18 protein-coding genes and 1 riboswitch are annotated in these 16,166 nt (G+C 70.8%); of the genes, 6 read left to right on the forward strand and 12 right to left on the reverse strand.

Annotation, left to right across the window (positions count from 1 at the left end; all coding sequences use genetic code 11):
* Window positions 1-14: 14 nt before the first annotated feature.
* Window positions 15-311: a hypothetical protein gene (locus tag Q5716_RS15650; RefSeq protein ID WP_305004093.1), complete on the reverse strand. Its 297-nt coding sequence runs from the start codon at window positions 309-311 to the stop codon at window positions 15-17.
* A gap of 213 nt (window positions 312-524) precedes the next feature.
* On the opposite strand from Q5716_RS15650, the gene Q5716_RS15655 reads away from it, so the two are divergent.
* On the forward strand, window positions 525-824 hold the full coding sequence (locus Q5716_RS15655; protein ID WP_305004094.1) for a hypothetical protein: 300 nt from the start codon (window positions 525-527) through the stop codon (window positions 822-824).
* Between the two features lie 46 nt (window positions 825-870).
* Entirely contained in the window at window positions 871-1,494 is a 624-nt protein-coding gene (locus tag Q5716_RS15660; RefSeq protein WP_305004095.1) for a YoaK family protein, read from the forward strand.
* A gap of 2 nt (window positions 1,495-1,496) precedes the next feature.
* On the opposite strand, the gene Q5716_RS15665 is transcribed toward Q5716_RS15660, so the two are convergent.
* The 5 genes from Q5716_RS15665 to Q5716_RS15685 all read right to left on the reverse strand — a co-directional run bounded on the left by Q5716_RS15665 (window position 1,497) and on the right by Q5716_RS15685 (window position 5,317).
* Complete coding sequence (locus Q5716_RS15665; protein ID WP_491047340.1) at window positions 1,497-1,850, reverse strand: DUF7882 family protein; 354 nt, start codon at window positions 1,848-1,850, stop codon at window positions 1,497-1,499.
* Between the two features lie 96 nt (window positions 1,851-1,946).
* The gene (locus Q5716_RS15670; protein WP_305004097.1) at window positions 1,947-2,348 is read right to left on the reverse strand and encodes a pilus assembly protein CpaE; all 402 of its coding nucleotides are present in this window, start codon (window positions 2,346-2,348) and stop codon (window positions 1,947-1,949) included.
* Window positions 2,349-2,368: 20 nt separating this feature from the next.
* Window positions 2,369-3,433 (reverse strand): VIT1/CCC1 transporter family protein, encoded by a 1,065-nt coding sequence (locus Q5716_RS15675; RefSeq protein ID WP_305004098.1) that lies wholly within the window; start codon window positions 3,431-3,433, stop codon window positions 2,369-2,371.
* 208 nt (window positions 3,434-3,641) lie between these two features.
* Window positions 3,642-4,556: an aldose 1-epimerase family protein gene (locus tag Q5716_RS15680; RefSeq protein ID WP_305004099.1), complete on the reverse strand. Its 915-nt coding sequence runs from the start codon at window positions 4,554-4,556 to the stop codon at window positions 3,642-3,644.
* Entirely contained in the window at window positions 4,553-5,317 is a 765-nt protein-coding gene (locus tag Q5716_RS15685) for a DeoR/GlpR family DNA-binding transcription regulator (RefSeq protein ID WP_305004100.1), read from the reverse strand. The genes Q5716_RS15680 and Q5716_RS15685 overlap by 4 nt, the downstream gene beginning before the upstream one ends.
* 52 nt (window positions 5,318-5,369) lie before the next feature.
* On the opposite strand from Q5716_RS15685, the gene galT reads away from it, so the two are divergent.
* The 3 genes from galT to Q5716_RS15700 all read left to right on the forward strand — a co-directional run bounded on the left by galT (window position 5,370) and on the right by Q5716_RS15700 (window position 8,876).
* On the forward strand, window positions 5,370-6,458 hold the full coding sequence (galT, locus tag Q5716_RS15690) for a galactose-1-phosphate uridylyltransferase (RefSeq protein ID WP_305004101.1): 1,089 nt from the start codon (window positions 5,370-5,372) through the stop codon (window positions 6,456-6,458).
* On the forward strand, window positions 6,455-7,612 hold the full coding sequence (gene galK, locus Q5716_RS15695) for a galactokinase (RefSeq protein WP_305004102.1): 1,158 nt from the start codon (window positions 6,455-6,457) through the stop codon (window positions 7,610-7,612). The genes galT and galK overlap by 4 nt, the downstream gene beginning before the upstream one ends.
* Before the next feature lie 79 nt (window positions 7,613-7,691).
* Entirely contained in the window at window positions 7,692-8,876 is a 1,185-nt protein-coding gene (locus Q5716_RS15700; protein WP_305004103.1) for a GAF domain-containing protein, read from the forward strand.
* Window positions 8,877-8,885: 9 nt separating this feature from the next.
* Here the strand turns inward: Q5716_RS15700 and Q5716_RS15705 are convergent, their stop codons facing one another.
* From Q5716_RS15705 to glyA, 3 genes are read right to left on the reverse strand one after another with little or no spacing between them, the layout of a single operon-like run.
* Complete coding sequence (locus Q5716_RS15705) at window positions 8,886-9,020, reverse strand: hypothetical protein (protein ID WP_305004104.1); 135 nt, start codon at window positions 9,018-9,020, stop codon at window positions 8,886-8,888.
* On the reverse strand, window positions 9,017-9,898 hold the full coding sequence (locus Q5716_RS15710) for a bifunctional methylenetetrahydrofolate dehydrogenase/methenyltetrahydrofolate cyclohydrolase (RefSeq protein WP_305004105.1): 882 nt from the start codon (window positions 9,896-9,898) through the stop codon (window positions 9,017-9,019). The genes Q5716_RS15705 and Q5716_RS15710 overlap by 4 nt, the downstream gene beginning before the upstream one ends.
* On the reverse strand, window positions 9,898-11,184 hold the full coding sequence (gene glyA, locus Q5716_RS15715; RefSeq protein WP_305004106.1) for a serine hydroxymethyltransferase: 1,287 nt from the start codon (window positions 11,182-11,184) through the stop codon (window positions 9,898-9,900). Before glyA ends, Q5716_RS15710 begins: the two co-directional genes overlap by 1 nt.
* Before the next feature lie 38 nt (window positions 11,185-11,222).
* A riboswitch (ZMP/ZTP riboswitch) is annotated at window positions 11,223-11,307 on the reverse strand.
* A 249-nt stretch (window positions 11,308-11,556) separates the two neighbouring features.
* On the opposite strand from glyA, the gene Q5716_RS15720 reads away from it, so the two are divergent.
* On the forward strand, window positions 11,557-12,876 hold the full coding sequence (locus tag Q5716_RS15720; RefSeq protein WP_305004107.1) for a beta-N-acetylhexosaminidase: 1,320 nt from the start codon (window positions 11,557-11,559) through the stop codon (window positions 12,874-12,876).
* Window positions 12,877-12,888: 12 nt separating this feature from the next.
* On the opposite strand, the gene Q5716_RS15725 is transcribed toward Q5716_RS15720, so the two are convergent.
* Genes Q5716_RS15725 through Q5716_RS15735 form a run of 3 tightly spaced genes read right to left on the reverse strand, consistent with a single transcriptional unit; the run spans window position 12,889 to window position 16,140 of the window.
* Window positions 12,889-14,139: an MFS transporter gene (locus tag Q5716_RS15725; RefSeq protein ID WP_305004108.1), complete on the reverse strand. Its 1,251-nt coding sequence runs from the start codon at window positions 14,137-14,139 to the stop codon at window positions 12,889-12,891.
* Window positions 14,140-14,150: 11 nt separating this feature from the next.
* Window positions 14,151-14,708 (reverse strand): cysteine hydrolase family protein, encoded by a 558-nt coding sequence (locus Q5716_RS15730; protein WP_305004109.1) that lies wholly within the window; start codon window positions 14,706-14,708, stop codon window positions 14,151-14,153.
* Window positions 14,701-16,140 carry a purine-cytosine permease family protein gene (locus Q5716_RS15735; protein WP_305004110.1) on the reverse strand — a complete coding sequence of 480 codons (1,440 nt, stop codon included), beginning with the start codon at window positions 16,138-16,140 and terminating at the stop codon, window positions 14,701-14,703. The genes Q5716_RS15730 and Q5716_RS15735 overlap by 8 nt, the downstream gene beginning before the upstream one ends.
* Between the last annotated feature and the right edge of the window lie 26 nt (window positions 16,141-16,166).

The raw sequence follows: 16,166 nt of genomic DNA on the forward strand, positions 1-16,166 counted from the left end.
CTATGACGACGGCGTCACCCCCACGGGTCGGGCTGCGTCGGCCACGTGATGCCCGCATAGGGGGCGCCGGATGGCACGCTGCGCGAGATCCACCGCTGGTGCGCGTTTTTCGCCGCCCCCGCCAACGTCGTGTAGTACCCCAGGATCGGCCCCACCTCCTGACGCCGCCACGCCCGGACGCGGTACCCCCGCTCGGGGCCGCGCTTCACGAAGTCGATGAGGGCGAATGGCCGCCCCATCGAGTCCTCCATCACCCACCGGCCCGGCTGGTACTCGCGGGCCTGGAGGATCGGGTGCCAGTCTCGGGCCACTCGTGCTGCTCCTCGGTCGAAGCATCCGGCCCTGCTGGGTCCACTGTAGGGGCGCGCACCGACGCGGGTGTTGCTGGGTGCTGCGCCCTCCCCTGACCGCGAGTGTTCCGAAAGTGCCGCTTCGAGCGCCTCCGGAGCGGCACTTTCGGAACACTCGACGACGTGTCGTGCTGTTGCGGGATCGAGCCCGCACCGACGCGCACACTGGGTGTCATGACGGATGCCCGCGCTCGGGATGACCTCCTCGGGGCGGTCGGCATGCCTCTGGGCATCCTCGCCGTCCTGCTCAGCGCGACGCCGATGCTGCCGATCGCCATTCCGTGGCTCAGCTGGGCTCCCGCTGCCGTTCCGTTGGTGCTCGGGTGGGTGGGGTGGCGGCGCGCCCGGCGGTTCGGTGCGGCACGCTACCTCTCCGTTGCCTCCCTCGTCTTGGGAATCGCCGCACTCCTCATGATCCTTGGCTGGTTCATCCTCGCGGTGGCCCTGCGTACGCTCTCTGATCAGGGCACCTAAGCTGCGCCGCACGGCGTGCAGCTCCGCAACCTGCCACTATCGAGTCGTGCCTCGACGACTCTCCCGCCCTGCCCTCGCTGCCGCCGCCGGCCTGTCCGCCCTCGCCGGCTACGTGGACGGCATCGCGTTCGTCTTCCTCGGCGGGTACTTCGTGTCGTTCATGAGCGGCAACACCACCCAGGGCAGCGTCGAGCTCGTCCGGGGCGGGTCGTGGTGGCTCGCGTTCGTGCTCGTCGTCGCGTTCGTCGCGGGGGTCGTCGGCGGCAGCCTCCTCGGACGGATGCCCGCGCGCCGCGAATCGGCGGTGCTCGGGCTCGTGGCCGCCGTCCTGCTCGTCGGCGCCCTCCTGGCGACCGCCGGGTACTCCGCCGCCGCGGGCGCTGCCCTCGCCGCCGCGATGGGCGCGGTCAACACGGTCTTCATCACGGACGGCCAGGCCGTGGGACTCACCTACATGACCGGCGCTCTCGTGAAGGTCGGGCAGGAACTGGTCGCGGCGTTCCGCGGTGGCAGCCGCTGGGGTTGGGCGCCGCACCTCGTGCTGTGGCTGGCTATCGCGGGGGGCGCGGTACTGGGCGCCGCGGTGTACTCGGGGCTGGGCATCCACGCGCTGTGGCTGGCGGTCGGTGGGGCCGCAGTCGGCGCAATCGTGGCGTGGAGGAGCAGGTAGCCTCAGCCGCGCTGGATCTGGATGACGTCGCGCCCGGAGCGGTCGGCGCGCTCGGTGCCGTCGGGCTCGTGCGTGAGGTGCACGCCGTCGGGACCGTTGGCGGCCTGCATGAGCTCCTCGATCCACGCCCGGTTGAGGGCGGGCCGCCTGCTGCCTTCGAACATGAAGGCCAGGTCGATAGTGGGCGAGAGCCACAGGGTGGCGTAGCCGCTGCCGGACTGGCGGTCGAACTCGACGTTGAGGGCGAACGGCTCCTTACGGCGGAACTTCGCGAGGATGACGGCGCGCAGGTGGGCGAGAACGCGGTCATCCATCGGGATTCGCTCCTGGGTGGCCCCGTATGCCAGATAGCCCACTCCGCTCCTCCCGGTTGACCAGCACTCCTTATCGAGGCTAAGTGCATTGCGAATATGGCCCCGGGGGGTTGACAACGCAGGGGCTGGTCCGGGAGGTTACTCGACGCGGAAGGAGTCCAGCAGGTGTAGCAACGCCCTGCCGTAGGCGTCGGCGGGGGCATCCGCGTCGAACTGCTCCTCACTACCGTCGATGAGCACCGTCACCGACCACGCCGGGCGAAGCGACACGAACGCCGCACCGAGTCGCTCCCTCAGCTGGTGCTCGTGCGGCAGCCAGAGGGTGTCCTCGAGAGCGACGGAGTCGAGCGCCCACTCGGTCGTGCCGTTGAAGCCGAGCACGGTGCCCGTCGGGTAGTCGTGCGCCTCAATCGTCAGCTCGCTCAAGTAGAAGACGTCGGAGTCGACCTCGACGCGGTCGATGAGGAACGCGTCGCCCGGCTGCGGCTTCCAGACCAGGCCGGAGTCGCGCAGCGCGCGGGCGAGCTCGGAGGAGATCATGCGCTCCAGTCTCGCACCCGTCACCCGAGCGTCGCGCCGAACGCGAGCCCGAGGAGGTACGTGACGGCGGCCGCCCCGAAGCCGATCGCGAGCTGTCGCAGGGCGCGCTTGAGCGGGGATGCCCCGGACAGGAGTCCCACGACCGTGCCCGTGAGCAGCAGCGCGAGCCCCACGAGCACCGACGCGACGACGACGGCGACGACGCCCTCGCCGCCGAACAGGTACGGCAGCACCGGGATGAGGGCGCCGGAGGCGAAGAAGCAGAAGCTCGAGATGGCGGCGCCCCACGCGGTACCCACGTGGTCGAGCTCCTCTTCTTCGTCGGCGACGGCAGGGTCGGCGTCGAGGTGGAGGGTGGCGAGCACGTCGGCGGCGTGCGCCGCGGCATCCTGCTCGCTCATCCCGCGGGCGCGGTAGACGAGGGCGAGCTCGTTGGCGTCGACGTCGAGGTCGGGAAGCACGGCGCGCGCGGACGGGTCGGGCTTGGCGGCATCGATGAGCTCGCGCTGGGAGCGCACCGAGACGTACTCGCCGGCGCCCATCGAGAGGGCGCCCGCGAGGAGGCCCGCGAGGCCGGTGAACAGCACCGTCGCGGTCGGGACGCCGGTCGCACCGATGCCGAGCACGAGGGCGAGGTTGGAGACGAGGCCGTCGTTGGCCCCGAACACTGCAGCGCGGAACGTACCCGAGATGCGGAGGCGACCGCGGATCGCGAGTCCGCGAACGACCTCGCCGTGGATGCGCTCGTCCGCCGCCATCGCGTCAGTCGCGTCCGCGTCGTCCTCGTAGGGCGAGCGCGCCTCCGCGCGCTGCACGAGCGCGAGCACGAACACCGACCCGAACGTGCGGGCGAGCCAGACGAGCATCCTGGTGCGCAGGTCGACGGGCAGCGGCTTGCCGACGTCGTCGCCGAGCAGGTCGACCCAGTGCTGCTCGTGCCGGCCCTCCGCGTCGGCGAGCGCGAGGAGGATCTCCCGCTCCTGGCCCTGTCGGCGCAGCGCGAGCTCGCGGTAGACGGAGGCCTCGGCGCGCTCGGCGGCGAGGTAGCGGCGCCAGCGGCGAAGGTCGGCAGGGGTTCGTGCCACGGAGTGATCCTTCGGTTCGCGGATCGGCACGAGCAATCGGGGTCGACGACTTCGGCCAGATCCTGGTCTGACCGAAGGTCTCGTTCGCCAGGCCCGCCTGATCGGCTGGCGCCTGGTGGAGCACCGGGCCGGTCGTCCTGACCGGCCAGTATGTCGATGTCTCACGCCTCGCGGGACGGGCCCCCGAGGGAACTACTCCCCTTCGCTGCTATCCAGCGTACTGGATGCCCCACTCGACGCTCCACGTCTCGCCCGGCTCGAGCCAGCGAACGCCGAGCCCCGTGTTGAACGCGTTCGGCGGTGCCGTCATCGGCTCGATGGCGATCGCCGTGCCGACTCCCGGAAACTCGCGCGTGATGAACACCTGAACGTACGGGTGGTTGGCGTCCTGCAGGAGGCGCACCTCGCGGCCGTCGGGGGCCGTGAGGGCGGCGACGACGCCGTCCACCGGCGATACCCCGCCGAACGCCGTGTCGAGCTCGAGCTCGGCGACGCGGCGACCAGCGCGCAGGTCGTAGTCGCCGTCGACGGCGACCTCGCCGAGGGGGTTGAGCCGGTCATCCACGTCGAAGCGGGTCGAGGCGTGCACGGTGAGGGTCAGCTCGGCCCCGTCGACCCCGCCGATGCCGAGGAACGGGTGGGTGCCGACGGCGTAGGGGGCGCGGGCGGCGCTGTCGTTGCGCGCCGTGTGGGTGACGCGGATGCCGTCCTCGGTGAGGGCGTACCGCACCGTCGTCTCGAGAAGGAACGGGTAGCCGTGCTGCGGGTAGACGGTCGCTCCCAGGGTGACGGATGACGCGTCCCGCTCGAGCTCGCGGTACCCCGTGTACCGCAGGAGGCCGTGGATGGCGTTGTTGCGCGAGACCTCGGTGATGTCGAGCTGCTGCACCTGGCCGTCGAGCTCCCAGCGACCGTCCTCGACGCGATTGGGCCAGGGCACGAGGACGATGCCGGCGGCGAAGGGCGGCTGGCTGTCCACCGGGTAGCCGGGGGTGAGGGCCACCCCGTCGATGCTGAGTTCGCGCAGGGCGGCGGCGACCTGCGTGATGGTGGCGCGGACCGGGCCGAGCTCGAGCTCGTACTGGTCGCCGGTGGGGGGAAGGGGTGCTGAGGTGGTGGTCACCGGGCCAGCCTAGTGTCGAGGCCGTGCGCTGCGTCGAGGCGGGCGCCCTCGGGTACCGCGTCGGTGACGAGCGTGTCGAAGGCGGCGAGGGGTGCGATGACGGCGAGGTCGGTGCGGCCGATCTTCGAGGCATCCGCGATGAGGATGCTGCGGCCGGAGACCCCCATGACGAGCCTCTTGATCTCGGCGTCGGGCAGGTTGAGGTTGGTGACGCCGTGCTCGGGGTGGATGCCGTTGCATCCGATGAACGCGGTGTCGAGCCGCAGCGACTCGAGCATGGGTGCGGCGAACGGGTTGACGAGGGAGTGCTGGAGCGGCCGCAGCGTGCCGCCGGTGACGATGACCGTGAACCGCGGTACGGCCGCCTCGAGGGCGAGGGCGATCGTGAGCCCGCTCGTGACGATGACGAGGTCGTGGAGGTCGCGTCGCTCGACGAGTGCCTCGGCGAGCGCGAGGGCGGTGCTGCCGGCGTCGACGTAGATCGCCTGCCCGCTGGAGACGAGGGATGCTGCCTCCCGACCGATGGCTCGCTTGGCGGCAGCATCCCGATCCCGGGCCGCTTCGAGCGTGGGCTCCCGGAACGCGGCGGCCGGCATCGCGCCGCCGTGCACCCGGAGAACGGCCCCCCGCCGCTCGAGGGCGCTGAGGTCGCCGCGAATGGTCACGTCGCTCACCCCGAGTTCTTCGGCGGCGTCGGCGACGCGCACGAAGCCGCGGGCGTCGACGAGCGCCGCGAGCTGCTGGCGGCGTGCCTCGCTCATCGCTTTCGATATCCTCCGTAAACGAAACCCTTGCTTTCGATATCGTAATGCCATGCTCACCGGCGGAATCACCAAGATCCACTCCACCCTCGCGGACGGTCGCGAACTCATCTACTACGACGACCCCGGTTCGACGCTCCCCGCCGAGCGGGCCGTCGACGCGCGCGACCTCGACCCCCGCCCCGCCATGGCGACCATGCGCCAGGACCCGCTCACCGGTGAGTGGATCTCGATCGCCTCGTCTCGGCAGAACCGCGTCGTCCTGCCGCCCGCGGACCTCGACCCCCTCGCCCCCCAGACCCCCACGAACCCCTCTGAGGTGCCGAGCCGCTACGACGTCGCCGTCTTCGAGAACCGCTCCCCCTCCTTCGGTCCGGAGCTCGGCGCGATCGAGCTCGGCGGCGTCGGCCTGGGACGCACCGCTCCGTCGCACGGGCGCTGCGAAGTGGTGTGCTTCAGTCCCGAGCACGAGGGGTCCTTCGGGTCGCTCTCCGAGACGCGGGCCCGCACCGTCATCGAGGCGTGGGTGGACCGCACGGAGTTCCTGAGCTCGCTGCCGGGCATCCAGCAGGTGTTCCCGTTCGAGAACCGCGGCGAGGCCATCGGTGTCACCCTCCACCACCCGCACGGGCAGATCTACTCCTACCCCTACATCACCCCGCGCACGCAGCGACTGCTCGACTCGATCGAGCAGTACGGGCCGACGCTGTTCGCCGACATCCTCGAGTTCGAGCGCGGCTCCGATCGGGTCGTGCTCGCCGGGCAGCACTGGACCGCGTTCGTCCCGTTCGCCGCCCGCTGGCCCCTCGAGGTGCACGTGCTGCCGAACCGCCACATCCCCGACCTCCCCGCGACGACGCCCGAGGAACGCGACGAGCTCGCGGTGCTCTACCGCCGCGTGCTCCGCGGCCTCGACGCGCTGTACGACACCCCCACGCCCTATATCGCCGCGTGGCACCAGGCTCCCGTGTCGGTCGGCCGGGATGCCGTGCGCCTGAACCTCCAGGTGACGAGTCCGCGGCGCGGCGAGTCTAAGCTCAAATACCTCGCCGGGTCGGAGGCCGCCATGGGCGCCTGGATCGGCGACGTCCTGCCGGAGGCGCAGGCCGAGTTCATCAGGGAAGGCATTTCGCGCGCATGAGCGACATCAGGGACGACGTCGTCGCCGGCTTCGAGGAGACGTTCGGTCGGGCATCCGAGGGGGTGTGGTCGGCGCCCGGCCGCGTCAACCTCATCGGCGAGCACACCGACTACAACCTCGGCTTCGTGCTCCCCTTCGCGATCAACCGCCGTACCGTCGTGGCCCTGGGGCTGCGCGACGACGGCGTGCTGCGCGTGGCGTCGGAGTTCGCCGACGAAGTCGCCGAGATCTCGATCGCCGAGCTCGCGCCGGAGCGGCTGCACGGCTGGTCGGCCTACCCGCTCGGCGTCGCCTGGGCGCTCGGCCAGTTCGGGGCCGACCTCGCCGGCGTGCCCGGCGCCGACCTGTACATCGCCTCGACGGTGCCCGTCGGAGCCGGCCTCTCCTCCTCGGCGGCGATCGAGAGCGCCGTCGCCGTCGCCCTCAACGACGTCTGGCAGCTGGGCTTCGACCGGCAGACCCTCGCCCGCGTGGGCCAGCTCGCCGAGAACAAGGCGGTCGGGGCACCCACCGGCATCATGGACCAGTCCGCGTCACTGCTGGGCCGCGAGGACCACGCGGTCTTCCTCGACTGCCGTTCGCTCGAGTCGTCGCTCGTACCCCTCGGCTTCGCGGAGGCGGGCCTTGAGCTGCTCATCATCGACACGGGGGTCTCGCACTCGCACGCGACCGGCGGGTACGCCGCACGGCGCGCCTCGTGCGAGCAGGGCGCGCGCATCCTCGAGGTCGACTCATTGCGCGACCTGACCGTCGACGACCTGCCGCGCGCGAGGAACCTCCTCGACGATGAGACGTTCCGCCGAGTGCGGCACGTCGTCACCGAGAACCAGCGCGTGCTCGACACCGTCATCGCCCTGCGCGAGTCCGGGCCGCTCGCCATCGGAGAGCTCCTGGATGCCTCGCACATCTCCATGCGCGACGACTTCGAGATCTCGGTGCCGGAGCTCGACCTCGCCGTCGAGACGGCGCAGGCGAACGGCGCGATCGGGGCGCGGATGACCGGCGGCGGTTTCGGCGGGGCGGCGATCGCGCTCGTCCCGAGCGAGGGGATCTCGCGCATCCAGGTCGCCGTCGACGGTGCTTTCGCCGAGCACGGATTCGCGCAGCCGACGATGTTCACGGTGACCGCCGCCAGCGGGGCAGCGCGCGACTGAGCAGCGCCCCGTTCGCGGGGATACCGAACCACTCTTGGGAGCGCTACCCTCAGGCAACTACTAGTGGCCGGAGGCCGCGGTGTTCGGTGACCTTCTGCACTACCTGGGCAGGCTCGCGTACGCGCTCATGGAGCGGTACTCGCGGGATGCCTGGTACACCGCGCCCCGACCTCCCGAGCCGCGCGCCGTCGTGCGGGGACCGGGCCACGACCCCGACCGCGTCCTGCTGATCGGCGAGGGCGTCGCCATCGGTTGGGGCGTCGTGAGTCACGAGCTGGGGCTCGCGGGGCACCTCGCGCGCGGCAATTCGGCCGTCACCCGGCGGGGCACCGACCTCGACGTGGTCGCGTACCCGGGGCTCGGCATCCCCGAGATCATCGCAGAGCTGACCCCGCGTCGCATCGCGCACTACGACGCGATCGTGCTCACCATCGGCGTCCGCGAGACGCTCGAGCTCATGCCGCGGCGTCGCTGGAAGCGCCAGGTCACGGCGCTGCTCGACCACCTCAGCACGGGTCGGGCCGCCGACCCGTGCGTCATCGTGGTGGGGGTGCCCGAGCACTTCCCCGATTCGGTGAACGCCGCGATCCGCAACGTCGCTGCGGCGCGGGCGGCGGCGGCCAACAGCATCACCCGATCGGCGCTCGACGGTCGCCCGCGGATGTCGTTCGCGGGGGGCGCGCCCGTCTCGAGCGCCGAAGACTTCGATTCGGATGCCACCTACGAGCGAGCAGCCCGCGGCATCATCCCCCTGCTCGCCGACGCGCTCGACCACTCGCCCGACCGCGTGCGCGTCCCGGTAGACGAGGAGGCCCGGCTCGCCGCGGTGGCGTGGGTGGAGTCGGCGGAGGTGCGCGATGACCCGCGCATCCATCTCCTTCTCGCGACCGCGAAGGAGGTGCTCCAGGCGCACAGCGTCGATTTCTTCTTCGTCGGCCGCGACGAGGTGCGCCTCCTCGCGGCGACGAATGAGACCGGGCTCGCCGCGCCTCGGCGGGGGTCGCTCAGCAACGAGGTCCTGGAGCACCCGCGGGGATTCGTGATCCCGGATCTCGCCGCAGACCCGCGGAACCGGGATCGACCGCAGGTCACCGGCGAGCCCTACTTGCGCTTCTACGCCGGGCATCCCGTCGAGTCGCCCGACGGGCACCGCATCGGCGTCCTCGCGGTGGTGGACACGCGGCCGCGAACCTTCTCAGTGCCCGAGCTGTCGCTGCTGCGCAACTTCGCGCTGCGCGCCGGGATGCTGCTCTTCGACCGGTAGCGGGCTCGCCTAGTCGACGACGTACGGCGACCAGGGCAGCTGCAGCTGCCACAGGCCGAGGTACTCGAGCACGAAGCCCGCGGCGAGCGCGAGCGCCACGAGCGCGGCGAACCCGACGATCACGTGTCCCCAGGAGATCCTCACGGTGCAGTCCTTTCCGCGGCGTCGACGACGTTCTTCAGCAGCATCGCACGGGTCATGGGTCCGACGCCACCTGGCACCGGCGAGAGGTACCCGGCGACCTCGGCGACCGCGGGGTCGACGTCGCCGACGAGCCTCGCCTTGCCGGTGTCCGGGTTCACCACTCGCGTGATACCGACGTCGAGCACTGCCGCACCGGGCTTGACCCACTCGGGCTTGATGAGCCCGGCGACGCCGACCGCCGCGACGAGGATGTCCGCGCGGCGCACGTACGACTCGAGGTCGGCCGTGCGGGAGTGCGTCAGCGTCACGGTCGCGTCGAGGCCCTTTCGGGTGAGCAGCAGGCCGAGCGGGCGCCCCACGGTGAGCCCGCGACCCACGACCACGACGTGCGTGCCGGCGATCGGCACGTCGTAGCGCTGCAGCATGTCGACGATTCCCGCGGGCGTGCACGGCAGCGGCGAGTCGATCTCCGTCGAGACGCCGAGAACGAGCCGACCGAGGTTCGTCGGGTGCAGGCCATCCGCGTCCTTGTCGGGGTCCATGAGCTCGAGCATCGCGTTCTCATCGAGCCCGGCGGGCAGCGGTAGCTGGATGATGTAGCCCGTCACCGCGGGATCGGCGTTGAGCGATTCGATCGCCGCGATGACGTCGGCCTCGGAGGCGGTTGCCGGCAGGTCGACCCGGATGGACTCGATGCCCACCTCGGCGCAGTCGCGGTGCTTGCCCGCGACGTAGGACTGCGAGCCCGGGTCATCCCCGACGAGCAGGGTTCCGAGCCCGGGCGTGATGCCGCGGGCCTTCAGCGCGGCGATGCGCTCGCGCAGCTCGTCCTTCACGGCGGCCGCGGTCGCGACGCCGTCGAGCGTGAGTGCTGTCATCAGCTCCAGCGTCCCGGCGACTCGAGGCCCTCGTACAGCGGGAAGTCGCCGGCGAGCTTCTCCACGCGGGAGCGGAGAGCCGCGACATCCGGGTTCGGCTTGAGGGCGGCGGCGATCACGTCGGCGACCTCCGTGAACTCGGCGTCGCCGAAGCCGCGGGTGGCCAGCGCCGGGGTGCCGATGCGCACGCCGGACGGCGTCATCGGCGGGCGCGGGTCGTTGGGCACGGCGTTGCGGTTCACCGTGATGCCGACGGAGTGCAGGATGTCCTCGGCGTCCTGCCCGTGGATGGCCGCGTTGCGCAAGTCGACGAGCACGAGGTGCACATCTGTGCCGCCCGTGAGCACGCTCACGCCCGCCTCGGCGACGTCGGCGGCGGCGAGGCGCTCGGCGAGGATCTGGGCGCCGCGGATGGTGCGCTCCTGGCGCTCCCTGAACTCGGGCTCGCCGGCGAGCTTGAAGGCGGTCGCCTTCGCCGCGATCACGTGCATGAGCGGTCCGCCCTGCTGACCGGGGAAGACGTTCGAGTTGAGCTTCTTCTGGGTTTCGAGGTCGTTGGTGAGGATGAACCCCGAGCGCGGTCCGCCGATCGTCTTGTGCACCGTCGAGCTCGTGACGTGCGCGTGCGGAACGGGCGAGGGGTGCAGGCCAGCGGCGACGAGTCCGGCGAAGTGGGCCATGTCGACCCACAGCACGGCCCCGACCTCGTCGGCGATCGCGCGGAACGCCGCGAAGTCGAGCTGGCGCGGGTACGCCGACCAGCCGGCGATGAGCACGTGGGGCTTGACCTCGAGGGCCTTCTCGCGCACCTGGTCCATGTCGATGCGGTGCGTGGTGGGGTCGACGCCATAGGCGTTCGCCTCGTAGAGCTTGCCGGAGAAGTTGAGCTTCATGCCGTGCGTGAGGTGGCCGCCCTGGTCGAGGGCGAGACCCAGGATGCGGTCGCCCGGGCTCGCGATCGCGGAGAGCACCGCGGCGTTGGCGGAGGCACCGGAGTGCGGCTGAACGTTCGCGTAGGCGGCGCCGAAGAGCTCCTTGGCACGCGAGATCGCGAGCGACTCGGCGACGTCGACGAACTCGCACCCGCCGTAGTACCGGCGGCCCGGGTAGCCCTCGGCGTACTTGTTGGTGAGCACCGAGCCCTGCGCCTCGAGCACGGCCCGGGGCACGAAGTTCTCGGACGCGATCATCTCGAGCGTGTTGCGCTGGCGGCCGAGCTCCTGCTCGAGGACCGCGGCGATCTCGGGATCGACTTCGGAAAGGGGGGAGTTGAACGTGGATGACACTGGCGGCTCCTGACGCGCGATCGAACTAGGACGATTATCCCGTGAGCCCAGGCGTACGGCTCACTTCGAAGGCGGTCGCTCCCCGATGGTTGACCCATCTCAACGCCAGTCGCGACCGGTTCAGCGTACCAGCCTCGCGCGGTGGCGTTGTGGAGCCGTCCCGCGCCGCCGCGACCCTCATGCCCCCTGTGCGCGTCTGTCCTCTTCCGAAACGACGGAGATCGAGGCATCCCGCTGCGTACTGTGCGGCATCCCGCTTGCTTCGGGCCGGATCTCCGTCGTTTCGGAAGAGGAGGAGAGGGTAGAGGTCTCCTCGCGGTGAGGGGTAGGGGTCTCCTCGCGGTTAGTTAGGACTCCTGACATACTCGGGGGATGGGAGTGAACGTGGTGCCGCAGCCCGTGTCGGTGATCGAGCGGGAGGGAAGCTCGCGTGCTGATGCCCTCGACGTGAGCGTGCACGGGGGGCTGCCTTCGAGTGCCTCAGGGAGTGCGCATCCCGAGGGCTACACCCTCGACGTCGCCCCCGACGGCATCCGCATCGAGGCGGCGGATGACGCGGGCGCCTTCTATGCCCGCCAGACTCTCGCCCAGCTCACCGATGCCGAGGGGCGCGTGCCCCACGTCCACATCGACGACTTCCCCCGGTTCGCCTACCGCGGCGCGATGCTCGACGTCGCCCGCCACTTCTTCCCCGTCGCCGCGGTGAAGCGCTACCTCGACGACATCGCCCTCCTGAAGCTCAACCACCTGCACCTGCACCTCACCGACGACCAGGGCTGGCGCCTGCAGCTCGACTCGTGGCCCGAGCTCACCGGCATCGGCGCGAGCACGCAGGTCGGCGGCGGGGGCGGCGGCTTCTATACGGCCGACGACTACCGGGAGATCGTGGAGTACGCGGCATCCCGGTTCATCACGATTGTTCCCGAGTTCGACATGCCCGGCCACACGAATGCGGCGATCGCCGCGTACCCGGAGCTCGGGGATGCCCCGGCCGAGCCCTACGAGGGCATCGAGGTCGGCTTCTCGTCGCTCGCCATCCGCTCCGAGCGCACCTACGAATTCGTGGCGGATGCCCTCCGCGAGCTCGCCGCACTGACACCGGGCCCGTACCTCCACCTCGGCGGCGACGAGTCGCTCGCGACGACGGACGAGGACTTCCAGTACTTCATCGCGCGGGCGACCGCGATCGGCGCCGCGACCGGCAAGACCCTGATCGGATGGCACGAGATGGGCCGCTCCCGTGAGCTGCCGCCCGGGACGATCGGGCAGTACTGGAGCTACACGACACCGCAGGAGGGGGCGGCCGAGCACACCCTCTCGTTCGTGGAGCAGGGGGGCCGCGTCATCCTGTCGCCCGCCGACGCGATCTACCTCGACCACAAGTACGACGAGTCGACCGAGCTGGGGCTCGAGTGGGCGAACGGGCCGACGGGCATCCGCGACTCCTATGAGTGGGAGCCGGCCGACGTCGTGCCGGGCCTCGCCGAGCACGACATCCTGGGCATCGAAGCCCCGATGTGGACGGAGACGCTGTCGACGATCGACCAGGTCGAGACCATGGCGTTCCCGCGACTCGCGAGCGCCGCGGAGCTCGCGTGGTCGCCGCGCGCGCCGAGGGTCTTCGCCGAGTTCGAGCCCCGCCTGGCGGCGTTCACCGGGTACCTCGACCGGCTGGGCGTCGGGCACGCGTAAGCCCGGTCGGTCTCACCCGACGGTCGGCACCGGCTCCGTCGGCGTGATGCGCCGCGCGCGCGAGTGCAGCCACCGGTCGCCGACGAACAGCAGCACGAGGGCGGACGCCGTGATCGCGATGTCGACGAACGGCAGCGCCGTGATGCTCCAGTAGTCGAGGATGATGCCGCCGATGAGCGCTCCCCCGCCGATGCCGATGTTGAACGCGGTCGTCTGGTACGCCGATGCCACGTCCCGCAGCCGCGCGGACGCGGTGTGCAGCATCCGCGTCTGCACCATGCTCGGGATGCCGCCGAACGCGATGCTCCACGCGACGATCGCCGGCACGGCGACCCACGGGTTGTGCGGCACGAGCCCCACGGTCAGGACGGTCGCCATGATGCCGACGAGCGACGCGGCGAGCGCGGCACGCGGGTAGCGGTCCACGAGGAGTCCCGCGAGCAGCACGCCGATGGCACCCGCGCCCCCGTACAGGAACAGCACTCCCGCGACGGCACCCTCATCCAGCCCCACCGGCCCGATGAGGAACGGGGCGATGTAGGTGTAGAAGATGTTGTGCCCCGTGATGATCATGACGATGAGGATGCACAGCAGCACGACACCGGGGATGGACTTGTCCTTGCGCAGCGGCAGAGCGATCTCGCCGGTCGCGAGCGGGGCGATGTGGCGCACCGGCGGCAGGAACTTCAGCGTCACGAGGGTCAGGAGGAGGGTGATCCCGGCAATGATCGCGAAGGCGACGCGCCAGCCCAGCAGGTGACCGAGCGCCGTGCCGACCGGCACGCCGAGCACGAACGCGGCCGTGCCGCCGCCCGACACGATCGCGACCGCCCGACCGACCTGGTGCCGCGGGACGAGGTGGCCCGAGTACGCGCCGACGACCGACCAGAACAGTCCGTGCGCGAGACCGCCGATCACTCGAGCGACGAGCAGCACCTCGTAGTTCGGCGCGACCGCGGCGAGCACGTTGCCGACGATGAAGATGCCGAGCACCGCGAGGATGAGGTACTTGCGGGAGAACCGGCGCGTGAGGGTCGCGAGGGGCGCAGCCGTCACCACGACGGTGCCCGCGAACACGGTCACGAGGATGCCCACTTGCGACTCCGACACCCCGAGCTCGCGCGCCATGTCGGGCAGCAGCCCCGTCGGCAGGAACTCGCTCGTCACCGACGTGAACACGAGGAGGGAGAGGGTGACGAGGCCGACCCACGGGAACGGCGGGGTCGGAGCGGAGGAGGCGCGAGAACCGGTGGTGCTGGACATCGCCTCTCAGCCTAGGGGCGGGAGAGCACCTGATCGGAGGTGACGACCTCGATGAGCGGCCCGTAGAGCGACATCGCGGCGAGGGCGCGGTCGTGGTCGGCCTCGCTGAGTCCGGCGCATCCGTCGGCGACCACGCGCACCGCGACACCCGCGTCGGCCGCCGCGAGCGCCGTCGAGATGACGCAGCAGTCGGTCGAGACCCCGACGAGCACCATCGTCGGGTCGGGACCCAGGATGCTCGCGAGCTCGTCACCCCACTTGCCGAACGTCGTCGCTGTCACGACCGTGCGCGCTTCTCCGGAGAACGCGGGCATCAGGTCATAGAGCCGGTCGTCGGGCGGCACGAGAGCGAACGGCCAGAGCTCGAAGTACGGCACCCATGCGCCGGTCGGATGCTCCGGAGCGACGTACCGGGTGAACACGACCCGCTCGCCGAAGTGCTCCACGAGACGCTGCACCGTCGGCTCGATGGCCGCGTAGCCGGGCGTCGCCCACGGGCTCCCGGACTCGGCGAAGACGACCTGCATGTCGATGACGACGAGCCAGGGCTCGGCGCCCGGCTCAGTCATCCGCAGCCGCCTCCTCGCGACGGATGGCGGCCCGCCCGAGCAGCAGGTAGCCGACGAAGCCGATCACGAGGGCGAAGAGCACCCCGAGGTTCGCGAACGCCCACGTGCCCTCCTTGCCGCCGATCGCATCCATGAAGTAGCCCTGCCAGCCGAGCCACTCGGCGTACGTGTTGACGACGAAGCCCCAGCCCACGATCGAGCCCCCGACGAGAAGGGCGACGGGCGCCCAGCGCACGCTCCCGTAGCGGCCCTTCGGGTCGTAGAGGTCCTTCTCGGCGTAGCCCTCGCGACGCAGCAGCACGTCGGCGATGACGATTCCGGCCCACGCGGCGATCGGCACGCCGAGGGTGATGAGGAAGCCCTGGAAGGGGAAGAAGAAGTTCTCCGCGATGAACACCACGAACACGGCGCCCAGCACCATGAGCACCCCGTCGATGGAGGCGGCGACGAACCGCGGCACGCGCAGGCCCGCCGTCAGAAGCGCGAGCCCCGACGAGTAGATGTCGAGCACCGCGCCTCCGACGAAGCCCAGCACGGCGACGACGATGAACGGCACGAGGAACCAGATGGGCAGGATCGCGGCGAGGGCTCCGACGGGGTCGAGGGCGAGGGCATCCCGCAGCTCCTGCGAGGAGCCCGCGAGCAGGAGGCCGAACACGAGCAGGAGGACGGGGGCGATGGACGCGCCGAACGTCGTCCACCCGACGACGCCGCGGCTGGAGGCGTTGCGCGGCAGGTAGCGCGAATAGTCGGCCGCGGCGTTGACCCACCCGAGACCGAAGCCGGTGAGCATGAAGACGAATCCGCCGATGACGGCCGGTACGTCGCCAGCGGGCAGCGCGGCGACCGCCGCGAGGTCGATGTGCGGGATGGCGATGACGATGTAGACGACGGTGAGCACCGCCGTCGCGATCGTGATCCAGAACTGCAGCTTGAGGATGAGGTCGAAGCCGATGACGCCGGCCGCGATGACGAGCGCGGCGACGATGACGAGCGCGACGACCTTCGTGAGCACGCCGCCGTCGCCGCCGAGCTGAGTGATGACGGTCGCCGTCGCGAGCGTCGCGAGCGAGACGAGCACGATCTCCCAGCCGACCGTGAGGATCCACGACAGGATGCTCGGCACCTTGTTGCCGTTGACCCCGAAGACCGAGCGGCTGAGCACGAGAGTCGGGGCGGAGCCGCGCTTGCCCGCGAGCGCGATGACGCCCACGAAGAGGAACGAGATCACGATCCCGACGACGCCTACGACGGTCGCCTGCCAGAACGAGATGCCGAAGCCGAGCAGGTACGAGCCGTAGGCGATACCGAAGAGGGAGAGGTTGGCGGCGGCCCACGGCCAGAACAGGTCGCGGGGGCGGCCCTTGCGCTCCGACTCGGCGATCGTGTTGATGCCGTTCTGCTCGATGACGGACTTCTCGGACTCGGCCACGGAACCTCCCAGTTGACGCCTCTCGG

The sequence above is a fragment of the Antiquaquibacter soli genome, assembly GCF_030580675.1.
In the GTDB taxonomy this organism is placed as follows: domain Bacteria; phylum Actinomycetota; class Actinomycetes; order Actinomycetales; family Microbacteriaceae; genus Rhodoglobus; species Rhodoglobus soli.